This window comes from Advenella sp. RU8 (genome assembly GCF_048381675.1).
Taxonomy (GTDB): Bacteria; Pseudomonadota; Gammaproteobacteria; order Burkholderiales; family Burkholderiaceae_B; genus Advenella.
The window spans coordinates 399277-412665 of the sequence record NZ_JBLWIS010000001.1 but is presented as its reverse complement, the minus strand read 5'-3'; the positions used below and the strand labels follow the sequence as shown (position 1 = coordinate 412665).

The window sequence follows — 13389 nt, the reverse complement described above, 5'->3', positions numbered from 1 at the left end:
TTGTTTTTTTCTGTTCAAATATTTCAGTAGAATTCAAAAAAATGCACGCTGCACCAAGACCTGTACAATAAATCGCATATATAGGGTCAAACAAACTGCATCACATCGGCGACCTTTTATATTGTTGTAAATTCAAAAAAAGGAAGTACCATGCAAAAAACACATCATTTTGAATCCAAGATTATCAAGCAATTTCTTCTAACCTCTGCCATTGCTTTTGGACTATACACTGGTACACAAAATATGGCACAAGCCCAGGTACAACCACAAACCTACAACCAATCAACCCAATATATTACGGGTGGCTTTGGCAATAGCGAACAAAACGAAATCAAGGCACAATCCAGTCATTACAACCTGCACCTAACTTTTGCCGGTCACGAGGGCGCCTATTTAAGCAATGTACAGGTAGTCATTACCGACCAGAACAACAAGCCGGTCTTTGAAGCCAGCGATACCGGCCCCCTGCTTTACGTCAAGCTGCCAGACGGTGCCTACCACCTCAAGGCTACCTTCAATAACCAAACCCAAAGCAGCTCATTCCGCATCAAAGGAAATGCCCGGGTCAGCAATGTACTGCGCTGGCCAGAAAACAAATAGCCTCCTCTTATTCTGGCTCCCATCATTATGGCTATCTGCCCTGCTCTACCCGCATCCTGCCCTAAAATGGCAGGATGTTTCATTTCAATGGCGCTGGTATGACGGCTCTGGCAGAACGGTATAAAATTGGATGTTTAAAGATTAACTCGGATAGGTATTATTAATGGCAAATCTAGCAAAAATAACCTGCATTGAAGACCTCAGACGCATTGCCAAAATCAAAGTCCCCAAAATGTTCTACGATTACTGCGACTCAGGATCGTGGACTGAATCCACCTATCGCAGCAATGAGAGCGATTTCCAGAAAATAAAATTCCGCCAGCGTGTCGCCGTCAATATGGAAGGCCGGAGCCTGAAAACCAAAATGATCGGCATTGATACGGCCATGCCAGTCGCCATTGCACCCACCGGCCTGACCGGTATGCAGCGCGCTGATGGCGAGATCCTGGCGGCCAAGGCGGCCGAACGCTTCGGCATTCCCTTCACGCTCTCAACCATGAGTATCTGCTCGATTGAAGATGTAGCCGCCCATACCTCGGCCCCTTTCTGGTTTCAATTGTATGTCATGCGTGACAAAGATTATATTGAACGCCTGATTGATCGCGCCAAGGCAGCCAATTGCTCTGCCCTTATGCTAACGCTGGATTTGCAGGTACTGGGACAACGCCATAAAGACATCAAGAACGGCCTCTCTACACCGCCCAAGCCTACCCTGGTGAATTTGCTAAACCTTGCCCTCAAACCCGAATGGTGCTGGCATATGCTGCAAACCAAACGCCGCACGTTTGGCAATATTGTCGGCCATGCAAAAGGAGTGGGCGATATGTCTTCGCTGGCCTCTTGGACAGCCGAGCAATTTGATCCTACTTTAAGCTGGGATGACGTAGAATGGATTAAAAAGAAATGGGGTGGCAAACTGATTATCAAAGGCATCCTGGACAAGGAAGACGCCTTGTATGCTGCCGATGCAGGCGCTGATTCCATTGTGGTTTCCAATCATGGCGGACGTCAACTTGATGGTGCCCCCTCTTCCATTTCCGCTTTGCCCGACATTGTGGAAGCTGTTAAAAACCATAGCAGCCAAACAGAGGTCTGGCTTGATGGTGGTATCCGTTCAGGACAAGATGTATTACGCGCAATCGCCTTGGGTGCCAAAGGTACATTAATTGGCCGCTCTTTCCTGTACGGATTGGGTGCATATGGACTTGATGGCGTTACCCGTTCGCTAGAGATCATTGCCAATGAACTGGATATCAGCATGGCGTTCTGCGGGCATACCAACATCAATCATGTCAACAAAGATATTTTGATTATGGATCGTTAAGCAAGCCATTCTTGGCGCACCAATAAAAAAACGGGTTCATACCCGTTTTTTTATTGGTATAAACTTAGGCTTAGGCGCGATCTTTAAGCAAGTTATTATACATATCAACAATATTACCCAACTCGGTACGCAGCAACTGCAGCTCTGTACCTGAAAGACGAACGGCTGCATCCTGATCATGGGGAACATCTCGCAAATCGCCCAGACGACCACGTGCACCATTGATCGTAAACCCTTGTTCATATAACAAGTCGCGGATTTTACGGATCAAGAGCACTTCATGGTGCTGGTAATAACGACGGTTTCCACGTCTTTTGACCGGATTCAATTGGGTAAACTCTTGCTCCCAGTAGCGTAAAACATGTGGTTTTACCAAGCATAATTCGGAAACCTCACCTATGGTGAAGTAACGTTTTGCCGGAATGGGTGGCAAGATTGTCGAAGTGGTATTGGCTTTTTGATTCATCGCTTGATTGTAAACCCAAATGATCTTTTATGGAATACACCCTAATCCTGAAGCGCATATTCAGAATTTGGATCATACGCTTCACCCTGCTCGACAATCGCCTTAAGCTTTTGACTGGCATGGAATGTCACCACACGACGAGCCGCAATTGGAATCACCTCTCCGGTTTTAGGGTTACGTCCCGGACGGGCCGGTTTGTCCCGTACCTGAAAATTACCAAAACCGGATAATTTTACAGCATCACCATTAGCCAGGGACTCGCGAATTTCTTCAAAAAAAATATCCACAATGTCTTTGGCTTCACGTTTGTTCAGACCGACACGATCAAATAACATTTCGGCCAGTTCAGCCTTGGTAAGGGTAGTGTTTGCTTCTGCCATTTTAATTTTGCCTTAGCGTTGACGCACGTTGTGTGCATTGACCAAAACATTCAGAACAGATGCCATGCATTGTTCAACCCGCGCTTCTTCCAGTGTTGCCTGCTGATCCTGAAGGACGAAACGGAAAGCCAGACTGCGCTCACCAGACTCGGACTTAACATCGCGCCAGACGTCAAATAAGGATATTTCCTTAATGATATCAAGTTCTTGCATTTCTTTCTGGCGTAAAGCAAGCGTATCCAAAATTGCCTGCACAGGCAAATCAACCGGCGCCCAAACAGCCAGGTCCCTGATAACCAATGGCTGGCGGGACAGGTTATTGATTTCTGGCAAGCTAACATGGGCAAGTGCATCTACTGCCACTTCAAATACGACAGGTGCATGCACAAGCTCGTTGTCCTGCACCCACTGCGGATGCAACTCACCAATGAACCCGATCTGCTTTCCTTCCAACAAAATAGCGGCACTGCGTCCGGGATGCAAGGCGGGATGCGATTGCGCCACAAACGTTAACAGTTTTGCTTTTTTGCCAAACAGGTTTTCAACATCATTCTTGACATCGAAAAAATCAACCTGACGCACTGGCTCTGCCCATTGCTCGGGAACAGCCGGGCCCCAGGCGGCACCCGCCAGGTGCAAGGGCTGGCTAATATTAGCCACAGCAAGATCCCCGTCTTTAACCGAAGCATCCCGGCTAAAAACACGCCCCAGCTCAAACACGCGAACACGGCTTTGTTTATGCTTGGCATTATGACAAATATTGGCAATCAGGCCTCCAATCAAACCCGAACGCATGACTGCCAGTTGGCTGGCAATAGGGTTAAGCAGTTTGATGGGATTTTGATTGCCCATGTAATTGCTTTCCCATCCTGTTTCAACAAAGCTGAAATTGACCACTTCCTGGTAATCCAGGTCAGCCATGACATAACGCATGTCGTGCTCGCTACGTCTGGTTTCATTGCTTGGCAACATGGCTGCCATGGCTTTGGGCGGATTATCGGGAATCCGCTCGAAACCATAAATACGGGCAACCTCTTCAATCATGTCTTCTTCGATTTCAATATCAAAGCGATAGGAAGGCGGGGTTACCGTAAATACCTCACCATCAAAGGTAAAAGGCAATTGCAGCTGGGTAAAGATTTTTTCAATTTCTTCAGTGGCAACATTGATACCCAGAATTTTCCGGCAACGGGCAACACGCATGGCAACCGGATTACGTGCAGGCAGATTGATGATTTGGTCATCAATCGGACCGGCCTGGCCACCACATATTTCAAGGATCAAGCGGGAGATGTATTCCAGATGCTCAACCACGTTCTGGAAGTCTACGCCACGTTCAAAACGGTGGCTGGCTTCCGAACTGAATTTAAAGCGACGGCTGCGGCCGGCAATGGCTTCAGGGAACCAGAAAGCCGCCTCAACGAAAATATCGGTGGTTTCAAGGCTAACTGCCGTAGCATCGCCGCCCATAATGCCAGCCAAGCTTTCGATGGTCTCACCGGCAGCAATAATACCGACTTCCTCGTCTAGCTCTACCGTTTGGCCATTAAGCAGCTTGAGTGATTCGCCTTTTTTAGCCCAGCGGACCACAAGATCGCCATTGATTTTGTTAAGGTCAAAAACGTGCGTGGGACGGCCCAGTTCCAGCATGACGTAGTTGGAAATATCCACCAGTATGGAAACCGAACGCTGCCCCGCTCTTTCCAGACGGGATTTCATCCACGCGGGGGTAGGTGCTTTTGCATTGACATTTTTAATAACACGACCGGCAAAGCGACCACATAAATCAGGAGCCTGCACCTTAACAGCCAGCCTGTCGTCAAGCGAAACTGCCACGGGAGAAAAATCAAATGCCTTGAGAGGGGCTCCGGTAAGCGCAGCAACCTCACGGGCAACACCATGCAAGGAAAGGCAATCGGCACGGTTGGGGGTTAACTTGATTTCAAAAACAGTGTCATCTAGGTCAAGGGCCTGGCGAATATCCTGGCCAACCACCGCAGAGGCATCCAATTCCAGCAAGCCGGCATGATCCTGGGACAAGCCCAGTTCACGGGCAGAACACAGCATGCCAAAAGATACTTCACCACGCAATTTGCCTTTGCTGATTTTAAAATCGCCTGGCAATACGGCCCCGATTTTGGCCAGCGGCACTTTCATGTCTTTGGCGGCGTTAGGTGCACCACAAACAATCTGCAACAACTCGCCAGAGCCATCATCAACCTGGCAAATGCGAAGTTTGTCGGCGTTAGGGTGAGGTGCGATTTCAACGATCTGGGCAACTACCACGCCGCTAAATGGCGGAGCAACAGGTGCTGTATCTTCAATCTCTAGACCTGCCATGGTCAGGCGATGGGACAATTCTTCTGTATTGATGGCCGGATTAACCAATGATCTGAGCCAGGATTCTGGAAATAACATAATAATTCGTTTCTTTGCAATGGATTGGATTACTGCCTGAACTGCCGGACAACTTAGCGGTTGAACTGGCGCAGGAACCGGAGATCACCTTCATAAAACTGACGCAGGTCATTGACGCCATAACGCAACATGGTAAGGCGCTCTATGCCCGAACCAAAGGCGAAGCCAATGTATTTTTCGGGGTCCAGTCCGTAATTTTTCACCACGGTAGGATGCACCTGACCCGAGCCAGAAATTTCCAGCCAGCGTCCCTGATTGGGCCCGGAAGTGAACATCATGTCAATTTCGGCAGAAGGTTCGGTAAACGGGAAGAATGAAGGACGGAAACGCACGCACAAGTCTTCGGTTTCAAAGAAAGCACGCAGAAAATTGGTGTATACCCCTTTCAGGTCGGCAAAAGAAATGTCTTCGGCGATCCATAACCCTTCTACCTGATGGAACATGGGAGAGTGTGTGGCATCGCTATCGACACGATAAGTACGGCCGGGGGCAATGACTTTAATCGGGGGTTTATGCATGCGGGCATAACGCACCTGCATGGGGCTGGTATGGGTTCGCAGCAGCAAAGGCAAGCCATCCGCATCTTCCATGTCTACATAGAAGGTATCTTGCATTGAACGGGCCGGATGGTTTGCCGGATTGTTCAGGGCGGTAAAGTTGGTCCAGTCATTTTCAATTTCGGGGCCATCGGCCACATCGAAACCAATTGAACGGAAAATTTCCTCAATACGCTGCCAGGTCTGGATAACGGGATGGATGCCACCTTTGGCACGCCCCCTGCCAGGCAGGCTGACATCAATAGTTTCAGCAGCCAAACGTTGATTCAGTTCGGCTTTGGCAAATTCATCACGACGCTCGTTCAGCAAAGATTCTATTTGTTGCTTGGCCTGGTTGATACGGGCACCTTCGGCTCGTTTTTGATCGGGGGCCAACTGTGCCAGCCCTTTCATCAAGCCAGTGATTACACCGTTTTTACCTAAAAATTTAGCTTTCTCATTTTCCAGGGCGGCTGCATCGGCCGCTTCTGCGAATTTTTCCTGGGCTTGGCTTATAAGTTCATCGAGCGACTGTGTCATGAAATTACCATTCGTTAAAAAACAAACGGGACCCATATTGAGCCCCGCCTGTTGGGTACAGCAATTAATTTACAACTGTTGGATCTTAGGCTTCCAGGGCTGATTTAGCTTGATTAACAACAGCGGCAAAACCGGCCTTGTCATTAACAGCCATATCGGCCAGGACTTTACGATCCAATTCGATTGCGGCTTTTTTAAGGCCAGCAATAAAGACACTGTATGTAACGCCATGTTCGCGAACAGCAGCGTTGATACGAGTAATCCACAGTGCACGGAATGTGCGTTTTTTATTACGACGGTCACGATAAGCATATTGACCGGCTTTCATCACTGCCTGTTTGGCAATGCGGAATACATTACCGCGGCGGCCACGATAGCCTTTAGCTGCAGCAATAACTTTTTTGTGACGTGCACGTGCGGTAACACCGCGTTTTACGCGAGGCATATTATTCTCCTATCAAGCGAAAGGCATCATTGCCTTGACTGAAGCCACGTCTGAGGCGTGAACTGCAGCAGAACCACGCAACTGGCGTTTGTTCTTGGTTGTTTTTTTGGTCAGAATGTGACGTTTGAACGCCTGACCACGCTTGATGGATCCGCTACCGCGAACCTTAAAGCGCTTGGACGCGCTTTTTTTGGTTTTCATTTTTGGCATGATATAACCCAATAATGCTGATTAAAGGTGCCCGATGAAATACCGGAACTTGCAAAACCCTAATCAATTTTCATGCAAGGCATCGTTCGAATTCACCTTGCAAAAGAACTCGCAAACAAATTACCCATGGGTTTGCCAAAGGCCTGTTCACAGAAATTCACAAGGCAAACCTAAGAGGTTGCAGGAAACCATTGATTATACGATGATTTTTGTTTTATTGTCTAATAAAAATAGAAAATAACCCTGATTGTGTAGGCAAAATATCCACTCGGGCATATTTCCCGGCCTTATTTGCATATTGTTAAAGCGGCAATAAAATGAATGATTGTTTTAAACCTATCAATCCATTTGCTGGCGATAGCTTATGGCCTCGGATAGCGATACATGATCAATGCCAACCTTGCTGTTCATATCGGCAATGGTTCGGGCCACCCGCAATACCCTGTGCATTACCCTGATTGACCAACTAAACCGATGACAGGCTTGCTGGATGAGCTTGTTGCAGCCACTATCAAGCCGGCAATACCGGTCAATATCACCGGCATCAAGATGCGCATTCAGCTTACCTTGCCGTTCCTGCTGGATTTTACGACAAAGCACCACCCGGCCTTTTACGATTGCCGAAGGCTCAGCCGCCGGCGCTTTTTCCCAGTCACCCTGAAATGGATGCACCGTAATTTGCATGTCAATTCGATCCAACAGGGGGCCCGACAGCTTGCCCTGGTAACGATTGATTTTCTCAGGGGTGCAAACACAAGGCTTGCTGGCATGCCCCAGGTATCCGCAAGGACAAGGATTCATGGCTGCAATCAACTGGAATTGGGCAGGATAAACCACCGAACGGCTGGCCCTGGCAATGCAAATCTCACCTTTTTCCATCGGCTCGCGCAAGGACTCCAGGACTTTTCTATCGAACTCAGGTAATTCATCAAGGAACAGGACGCCATGATGCGCCATGCTGATTTCACCGGGCTTAGCCTGCACCCCACCCCCAATCAGGGAAACCATTGAAGCAGAATGATGCGGCGACCTGAATGGTCGCTGCGTGGACATGACCGCTTCACGCTGCGTCAGGCTTTGCACGGCGGTAACTTCTAGCAACTGCTCACTGGAAAGTGACGGTAAGAGGCCAGGTAAACGTTGCGCCAGCATGCTTTTACCAACCCCCGGGGAACCCGACATTAGCAAGCCATGAGCACCGCAAGCCGCAATTTCAAGCGCACGGCAGGCAATTGGCTGCCCTTTGACATCAGACAAACAGGGATAAACTATTTTTTCTTTGCCAGCTACCGCCCTGGCAGTTTCATAGCTGGGCTGGGCTGTGCCCACCAGAAAGTCTGCCACCTCTTTAAGCGTACTGGCTCCCAAGACCTTCAGGCCTTGGATATGAGCCGCAATCGCGGCATTTTCTTTGGGCAAGACCAGGATGGCATCCCTGGCATTTTGCCGGTAGACCGACAGCCCGATTACCAAAGGTGCCGCAACAGGAATTAAAGTACCCGTTAATGAAAGTTCACCGGCAAAGACCGTTTTGGACAGAAGCGCCACCGCCTGCTCGGCAGGCATGGTAATTTGCCCGCTAGCCAACAGCACACCCAAGGCAATGGGCAAATCAAAGCGCCCCGAATCCTTGGGCAAATCGGCGGGTGACAAATTAGCCGTAAGTCGCCCTGCGGGAAACTGATAGCCACAACTGGACAAGGCCGAGCGAACCCGCTCACGACTTTCTTTTACACCCGTCCCCGGCAAACCCACAATATTAAAAGCCGGCAACCCCGGCGCGACATGAACCTCTACCCGCACTTCAGGGGCATGCATGCCCGCTATGGCACAGCTCTTTAATACAGCTAAAGTCATAAACACTCCCCCGCAACAGTGCTGTATTATGCGGACGGGAAACATTAAAAAAGGTCCCGCGGGACCTTTTTATCAATCGTTAAAAACACGATTACTGGTTTTTTTCCTCAAGTGCCTTGATTTGGGCTTCCAGGGCGTCAATGCGCTCGCGCAACCTGTCAACCATGGCCACCTGAATATCAAACTCTTCCCGGGTAACCAGATCTAGCTTGGAAAAACCTTGCGACATGAATGCCTTCACGTTTTTTTCAATATCGGCAGCAGGACTTTTTGCAATAAGTTCCTGCATGTTTTTCTGAAATTCTTCAAAAATTTGATTACCGCGTTTCATGGTACACCCTTAAGCAAAAATATGTATAGTCAGAAAGATCATTATAAATAAGAATAAACCGGCCCAGCTTAATAAACCGGCTTTTTAAGATAAAGCCAACAAATGCGGTATGCCAAGAAAAAACGGGCACTTATGATTTAAATGCCCGTTTTGACAAACTGCTGACTGACCTTGATTACTGAGCCGGCTTGACTTCTTCCTTAATTGCATCGGCTGCTGTGCTGTCTGCGCCAGAGGATGTGCCCACTGCGCTGGAAGCAGCCTCTTTAACCGTATTGACAGCCTCTGTTGTTGCATTGTCAACGGCCTTGATCGCATTAGAAGTGGTTTCCGAAATTTGTTCGGTAATCGCATCCACTTTTTCCTCAGCACCCACTGCTGCTTCTTTAACGGATTCAACTACAGCCTCAGTAGCTGTCTTGGCTTTCTCTTCGGCACTTGCCGCTTCTTCCTTGACAGACTCTACTGCTGCCTCAGCGGTTGCTTTGGCTTCTTCTTTAGCGACTTTAGTCGCATCCGAGATACCTTCAGAAGTTGCCGCGGCATCTTTTTTCAGGTTTTCCGTCGCTGACTTGACGCCTTCAACCACGCTATCAGTCGTTTCCTTGATAGCTTCTGCCGCACCCTCAGTCGCTGCCTTGGCTGCATCCGCTGCTTGCTGGCCAGCACCCTTGACAGCATCAACAGCAATATTAGTAGCCTCTGTCACTTTGTTAGCCGCTTGATCCGCTTCAGGTTTTGACTCCTGATCACATCCAACCAACACAAATGCTGAGGAAACGATCGCCAGCATACTTAATTTTGACAAAGAATATTTCATACATGCTCCTAAAAAAATGAATATCTAACAGTATCGACCAACACGCAAGAAAAAACAATGATTCAGTACAACCTGATTTCATTTGGTGATGTTTTTTTTGCCGCTTTAACCATTATTGACAGAACCATGAAAAATTTGATGCCTTTGCACCATGATGAATCATGATTTGCACCAAAAATACGATCTGAAGCGCAAATTTTATCCTTATTTTCTGGCACGGTTTTTGCTTTATACCCAAGGACGATTATTCCATCGCTTTGGAATATCAAATTTTGACCCGTATTGGAGACCATCATGAAATTGCTAACCGCCATTATCAAACCTTTCAAGCTGGATGACGTACGAACGGCCTTGGCTGATATCGGCATTCAAGGAATGACCATCACTGAAGTGAAAGGCTTTGGACGCCAGAAAGGACATACCGAACTGTATCGGGGCGCTGAATACATTATTGATTTTCTTCCCAAAATCAAGCTTGAAGCCGCCATCCAGGACTCAATGGTCGACCAGGCCATTGAAACCATTTGCCAAGCCGGCACGACAGGAAAAATAGGAGATGGAAAAATCTTCATTACCGACCTGGAACAGGTTATTCGCATACGTACCGGTGAAGCCGGTGAAGCCGCCCTCTGAACCACATTCACCCATACACACATAATAACCGGCCATTCATGACAATGACAGCCCGTTATTGGATTAAATATAAAGGAATTCATCATGGATAAAGCAGATCTCGTCTGGGTCAGCATTTCAACAATCCTGGTTCTACTAATGGTTATTCCTGGCCTTGCCATGTTCTATGGCGGGCTGGTGCGCAGCAAAAATATTTTGTCTGTCATGAGCCAGGTTCTGGTTACTTTCGCCCTTGCCATTATTCTTTGGTTTACCTATGGCTATTCATTGGCTTTTACCGATGGCAATGCTTTTTTTGGGGGTTTCAGCCGCTTGTTATTTTCTGGCATGTATGACCTAAGCAATAATACGTTTGAATTGAGCGGCAGCATTCCCGAACTGACTTTCGCCTCGTTTCAAGCCACCTTTGCTGGCATTACCTGCGCCCTTATCGTGGGTGGATTTGCTGAAAGGATCAAGTTTTCCGCCGTACTGGTTTTTATGGCAATCTGGCTGACATTTTCCTATGTGCCTGTTGCCCACATGATCTGGTCATCAACCGGCCTGCTAACCGGAGCCGCATTGGACTTTGCAGGGGGTACCGTAGTGCATATCAACGCCGGTGTGGCCGCCCTGGTTGCTGCCTACATGGTTGGCCCACGCCTGGGATATGGCAAAGAAGCCATGCAACCACATAATCTAACCATGACCATGACGGGAGCCGCCCTGCTGTGGGTAGGCTGGTTTGGCTTCAATGCCGGTTCTGCACTGGGTGCCAATACACAAGCAGCCCTTGCCTTTTTCAACACCCTGCTTGCCACCAGCGCCGCGATTATTGCCTGGGTCCTGGTTGAATGGAAAACCAAAGGCAACCCCTCTTTGCTAGGTGCAGCATCCGGTGCCGTGGCAGGCCTGGTTGGCATTACCCCTGCCGCAGGCCTGGTTGGTCCGGTGGGCGCCCTGATTATCGGTTTCATCACCAGCCTTTTCTGCCTATGGGGAGTTAATGGGCTGAAACGGCTCCTTGGTGCCGATGATTCCCTGGATGTTTTTGGCATCCACGGTGTAGGGGGCATTATCGGTGGCCTGCTAACGGGTGTTTTCAATGCAAAACCCCTGGGTGGCCCCGGACTTGAGACTATTGGTGAAATTCCCTATCAAGTGTGGCTACAGCTTGAAGGCATGCTTATTACCGCGATATGGTGTGCGATTGTGACCTTTATCGCCCTGAAAATTGCCGGCCTTTTAACGGGTGGAATCCGGGTTGAGAAAGATGCCGAACGGCAAGGCCTGGATATCACCCAACACGGAGAGCAGGGATATCATTTCTAAATAGATTAAAGCGAAAATGTTTTACGCCATTCATTAAACAAATGAATGGCGTTTTTTTGGTTAATTTGATTAATAATAAAGTTTTAATCTCAAAAACAAGTAGTCAAAGTGTTTATTGATATGAATCAAGGAAGATATTCAAATAAAAGGCAATATACATAAATTGATTGAAATCATTAAAGATATATATAGAATACATCTTACTGATATCGCCTTTTACTACAAAGCATGACACAAAACCTAGATCCCCTTCTTATTAAAAATCGCAAGCTGCTACCTATTGTTCAAGGTGGCATGGGCGTTGGTATTTCCGCCCACAAACTGGCAAGCGCCGTAGCCCGCGAAAATGCCATTGGCACTATTGCCAGCATCGATTTACGTCACCTGCACCCGGATCTTTTGGCAAAATCAAAAGAAACCCCAGTACAAGAAAACTACGACAAACTTAATCGTATTGCTCTGGACCGCGAAATCAAGGCAGCCAAGGCCCAAACCAACGGCAAGGGCATGATTGCGGTTAATGTCATGAAAGCGGTATCCGACTACTCTGCGCTTGCTACCCAAGCCTGCGAGTCTGGTGCCGATGCCATCGTCATGGGTGCTGGCCTACCCCTTGAATTACCCGATCTAGCCGCCGACCACCCTAATGTCGCACTCATTCCGATCCTGTCAGAATCACGTGGCATTAACATTGTGCTTAAACGCTGGATGAAAAAAAACCGACTTCCCGATGCCATCGTCATCGAGCACCCCAACCATGCTGGCGGGCACTTAGGTTCAACCTCAATGTCTGACCTGAACAGCGACCGGTTCAGTTTTAGAAGAGTACTTGAAGAAACCTCACAGGTTTTCAAGCAACTGGGCCTTGAAAGCGAGAAAATCCCCCTTATTCTTGCCGGTGGCATGGCCAATTTCAAGAAAATCCAGACTGCACTTAAAGACTGGGGCGCCAATGCCGTTCAAATTGGTACTGCTTTTGCCGTTACCGAAGAAGGCGATGCACATCTTAACTTCAAGAAAACCCTTTCAGAAGCCAAAGAAGAAGATATCGTTGAGTTCATGTCAGTAGCGGGCTTGCCTGCCAGGGCAGTACTAACACCCTACCTTAAAAAATACCTTAAAAACGAACAAAAACTACAGGACAATGCCAAGGCAGATCCTCGTCGCTGCGTGCAAAGCATGAACTGTCTTAGCGTATGCGGCCTTCGGGATGGCATTAGTAAAATTGGCCAGTTCTGCATTGATCAACGCCTTAGCGATGCCTATTCCGGCGATATTCGCAAAGGGCTTTTCTTCCGTGGCAAAGATCCCCTGCCGTTTGGCGACCAAATTCGCACCGTCTATGAAACCATCCAGTATTTGATGACCGGCCAAAAACCCGTCATACCAGGCTAAAACAGTTTATCTAACCGGCACAGACCGGCCCTTCCTTCCTCAGTGTTCAAAATTCAGACCGGTTTTATGCCGGTCTTTTTTTATTTACTGAAAGGCATAAGCCAATATAAAGAGCCGGAACAA

15 protein-coding genes are annotated in these 13389 nt (G+C 48.2%); 5 read left to right on the top strand and 10 right to left on the bottom strand.

Translation table 11 applies throughout. The features are described from left to right. Positions 1-150: 150 nt before the first annotated feature. Entirely contained in the window at positions 151-600 is a 450-nt protein-coding gene (locus tag ACM5Q9_RS01910; protein ID WP_418143037.1) for a carboxypeptidase regulatory-like domain-containing protein, read from the top strand. A 163-nt stretch (positions 601-763) separates the two neighbouring features. Next, positions 764-1924, top strand: coding sequence for an alpha-hydroxy acid oxidase (locus ACM5Q9_RS01905; RefSeq protein WP_418143036.1), 1161 nt, complete (start codon positions 764-766; stop codon positions 1922-1924). A gap of 70 nt (positions 1925-1994) precedes the next feature. On the opposite strand, the gene ACM5Q9_RS01900 is transcribed toward ACM5Q9_RS01905, so the two are convergent. The 10 genes from ACM5Q9_RS01900 to ACM5Q9_RS01855 all read right to left on the bottom strand — a co-directional run bounded on the left by ACM5Q9_RS01900 (position 1995) and on the right by ACM5Q9_RS01855 (position 10223). Beyond that, positions 1995-2390, bottom strand: coding sequence for a MerR family transcriptional regulator (locus ACM5Q9_RS01900; protein ID WP_418143035.1), 396 nt, complete (start codon positions 2388-2390; stop codon positions 1995-1997). A gap of 41 nt (positions 2391-2431) precedes the next feature. Next, positions 2432-2770, bottom strand: coding sequence for an integration host factor subunit alpha (locus ACM5Q9_RS01895; RefSeq protein ID WP_418143034.1), 339 nt, complete (start codon positions 2768-2770; stop codon positions 2432-2434). A gap of 12 nt (positions 2771-2782) precedes the next feature. Next, the gene (gene pheT, locus ACM5Q9_RS01890; protein WP_418143033.1) at positions 2783-5188 is read right to left on the bottom strand and encodes a phenylalanine--tRNA ligase subunit beta; all 2406 of its coding nucleotides are present in this window, start codon (positions 5186-5188) and stop codon (positions 2783-2785) included. A 53-nt stretch (positions 5189-5241) separates the two neighbouring features. After that, positions 5242-6264 (bottom strand): phenylalanine--tRNA ligase subunit alpha, encoded by a 1023-nt coding sequence (pheS, locus tag ACM5Q9_RS01885; RefSeq protein WP_418143032.1) that lies wholly within the window; start codon positions 6262-6264, stop codon positions 5242-5244. Positions 6265-6349: 85 nt separating this feature from the next. Beyond that, positions 6350-6709 carry a 50S ribosomal protein L20 gene (gene rplT, locus ACM5Q9_RS01880; protein ID WP_200238381.1) on the bottom strand — a complete coding sequence of 120 codons (360 nt, stop codon included), beginning with the start codon at positions 6707-6709 and terminating at the stop codon, positions 6350-6352. 12 nt (positions 6710-6721) lie between these two features. After that, the gene (gene rpmI / locus ACM5Q9_RS01875; RefSeq protein ID WP_418143031.1) at positions 6722-6919 is read right to left on the bottom strand and encodes a 50S ribosomal protein L35; all 198 of its coding nucleotides are present in this window, start codon (positions 6917-6919) and stop codon (positions 6722-6724) included. 339 nt (positions 6920-7258) lie between these two features. Continuing rightward, a complete protein-coding gene (locus ACM5Q9_RS01870; RefSeq protein WP_418143030.1) occupies positions 7259-8776 on the bottom strand; it encodes a YifB family Mg chelatase-like AAA ATPase in 1518 nt (505 codons plus the stop codon). Between the two features lie 91 nt (positions 8777-8867). Beyond that, positions 8868-9107: an accessory factor UbiK family protein gene (locus ACM5Q9_RS01865; protein WP_418143029.1), complete on the bottom strand. Its 240-nt coding sequence runs from the start codon at positions 9105-9107 to the stop codon at positions 8868-8870. A 175-nt stretch (positions 9108-9282) separates the two neighbouring features. Further along, positions 9283-9927, bottom strand: a complete 645-nt coding sequence (locus tag ACM5Q9_RS01860) for a hypothetical protein (protein WP_418143028.1) — start codon at positions 9925-9927, stop codon at positions 9283-9285. 62 nt (positions 9928-9989) lie between these two features. Further along, positions 9990-10223 carry a hypothetical protein gene (locus ACM5Q9_RS01855; RefSeq protein ID WP_418143027.1) on the bottom strand — a complete coding sequence of 78 codons (234 nt, stop codon included), beginning with the start codon at positions 10221-10223 and terminating at the stop codon, positions 9990-9992. Between ACM5Q9_RS01855 and ACM5Q9_RS01850 the strand changes: the two genes are divergently transcribed. The 3 genes from ACM5Q9_RS01850 to ACM5Q9_RS01840 all read left to right on the top strand — a co-directional run bounded on the left by ACM5Q9_RS01850 (position 10222) and on the right by ACM5Q9_RS01840 (position 13266). Continuing rightward, complete coding sequence (locus tag ACM5Q9_RS01850; RefSeq protein ID WP_418143026.1) at positions 10222-10560, top strand: P-II family nitrogen regulator; 339 nt, start codon at positions 10222-10224, stop codon at positions 10558-10560. The genes ACM5Q9_RS01855 and ACM5Q9_RS01850 overlap by 2 nt on opposite strands. An 84-nt stretch (positions 10561-10644) precedes the next feature. Continuing rightward, the gene (locus tag ACM5Q9_RS01845; protein ID WP_418143025.1) at positions 10645-11871 is read left to right on the top strand and encodes an ammonium transporter; all 1227 of its coding nucleotides are present in this window, start codon (positions 10645-10647) and stop codon (positions 11869-11871) included. Between the two features lie 228 nt (positions 11872-12099). Beyond that, positions 12100-13266: an NAD(P)H-dependent flavin oxidoreductase gene (locus tag ACM5Q9_RS01840; protein ID WP_418143024.1), complete on the top strand. Its 1167-nt coding sequence runs from the start codon at positions 12100-12102 to the stop codon at positions 13264-13266. Positions 13267-13389 lie beyond the last annotated feature (123 nt).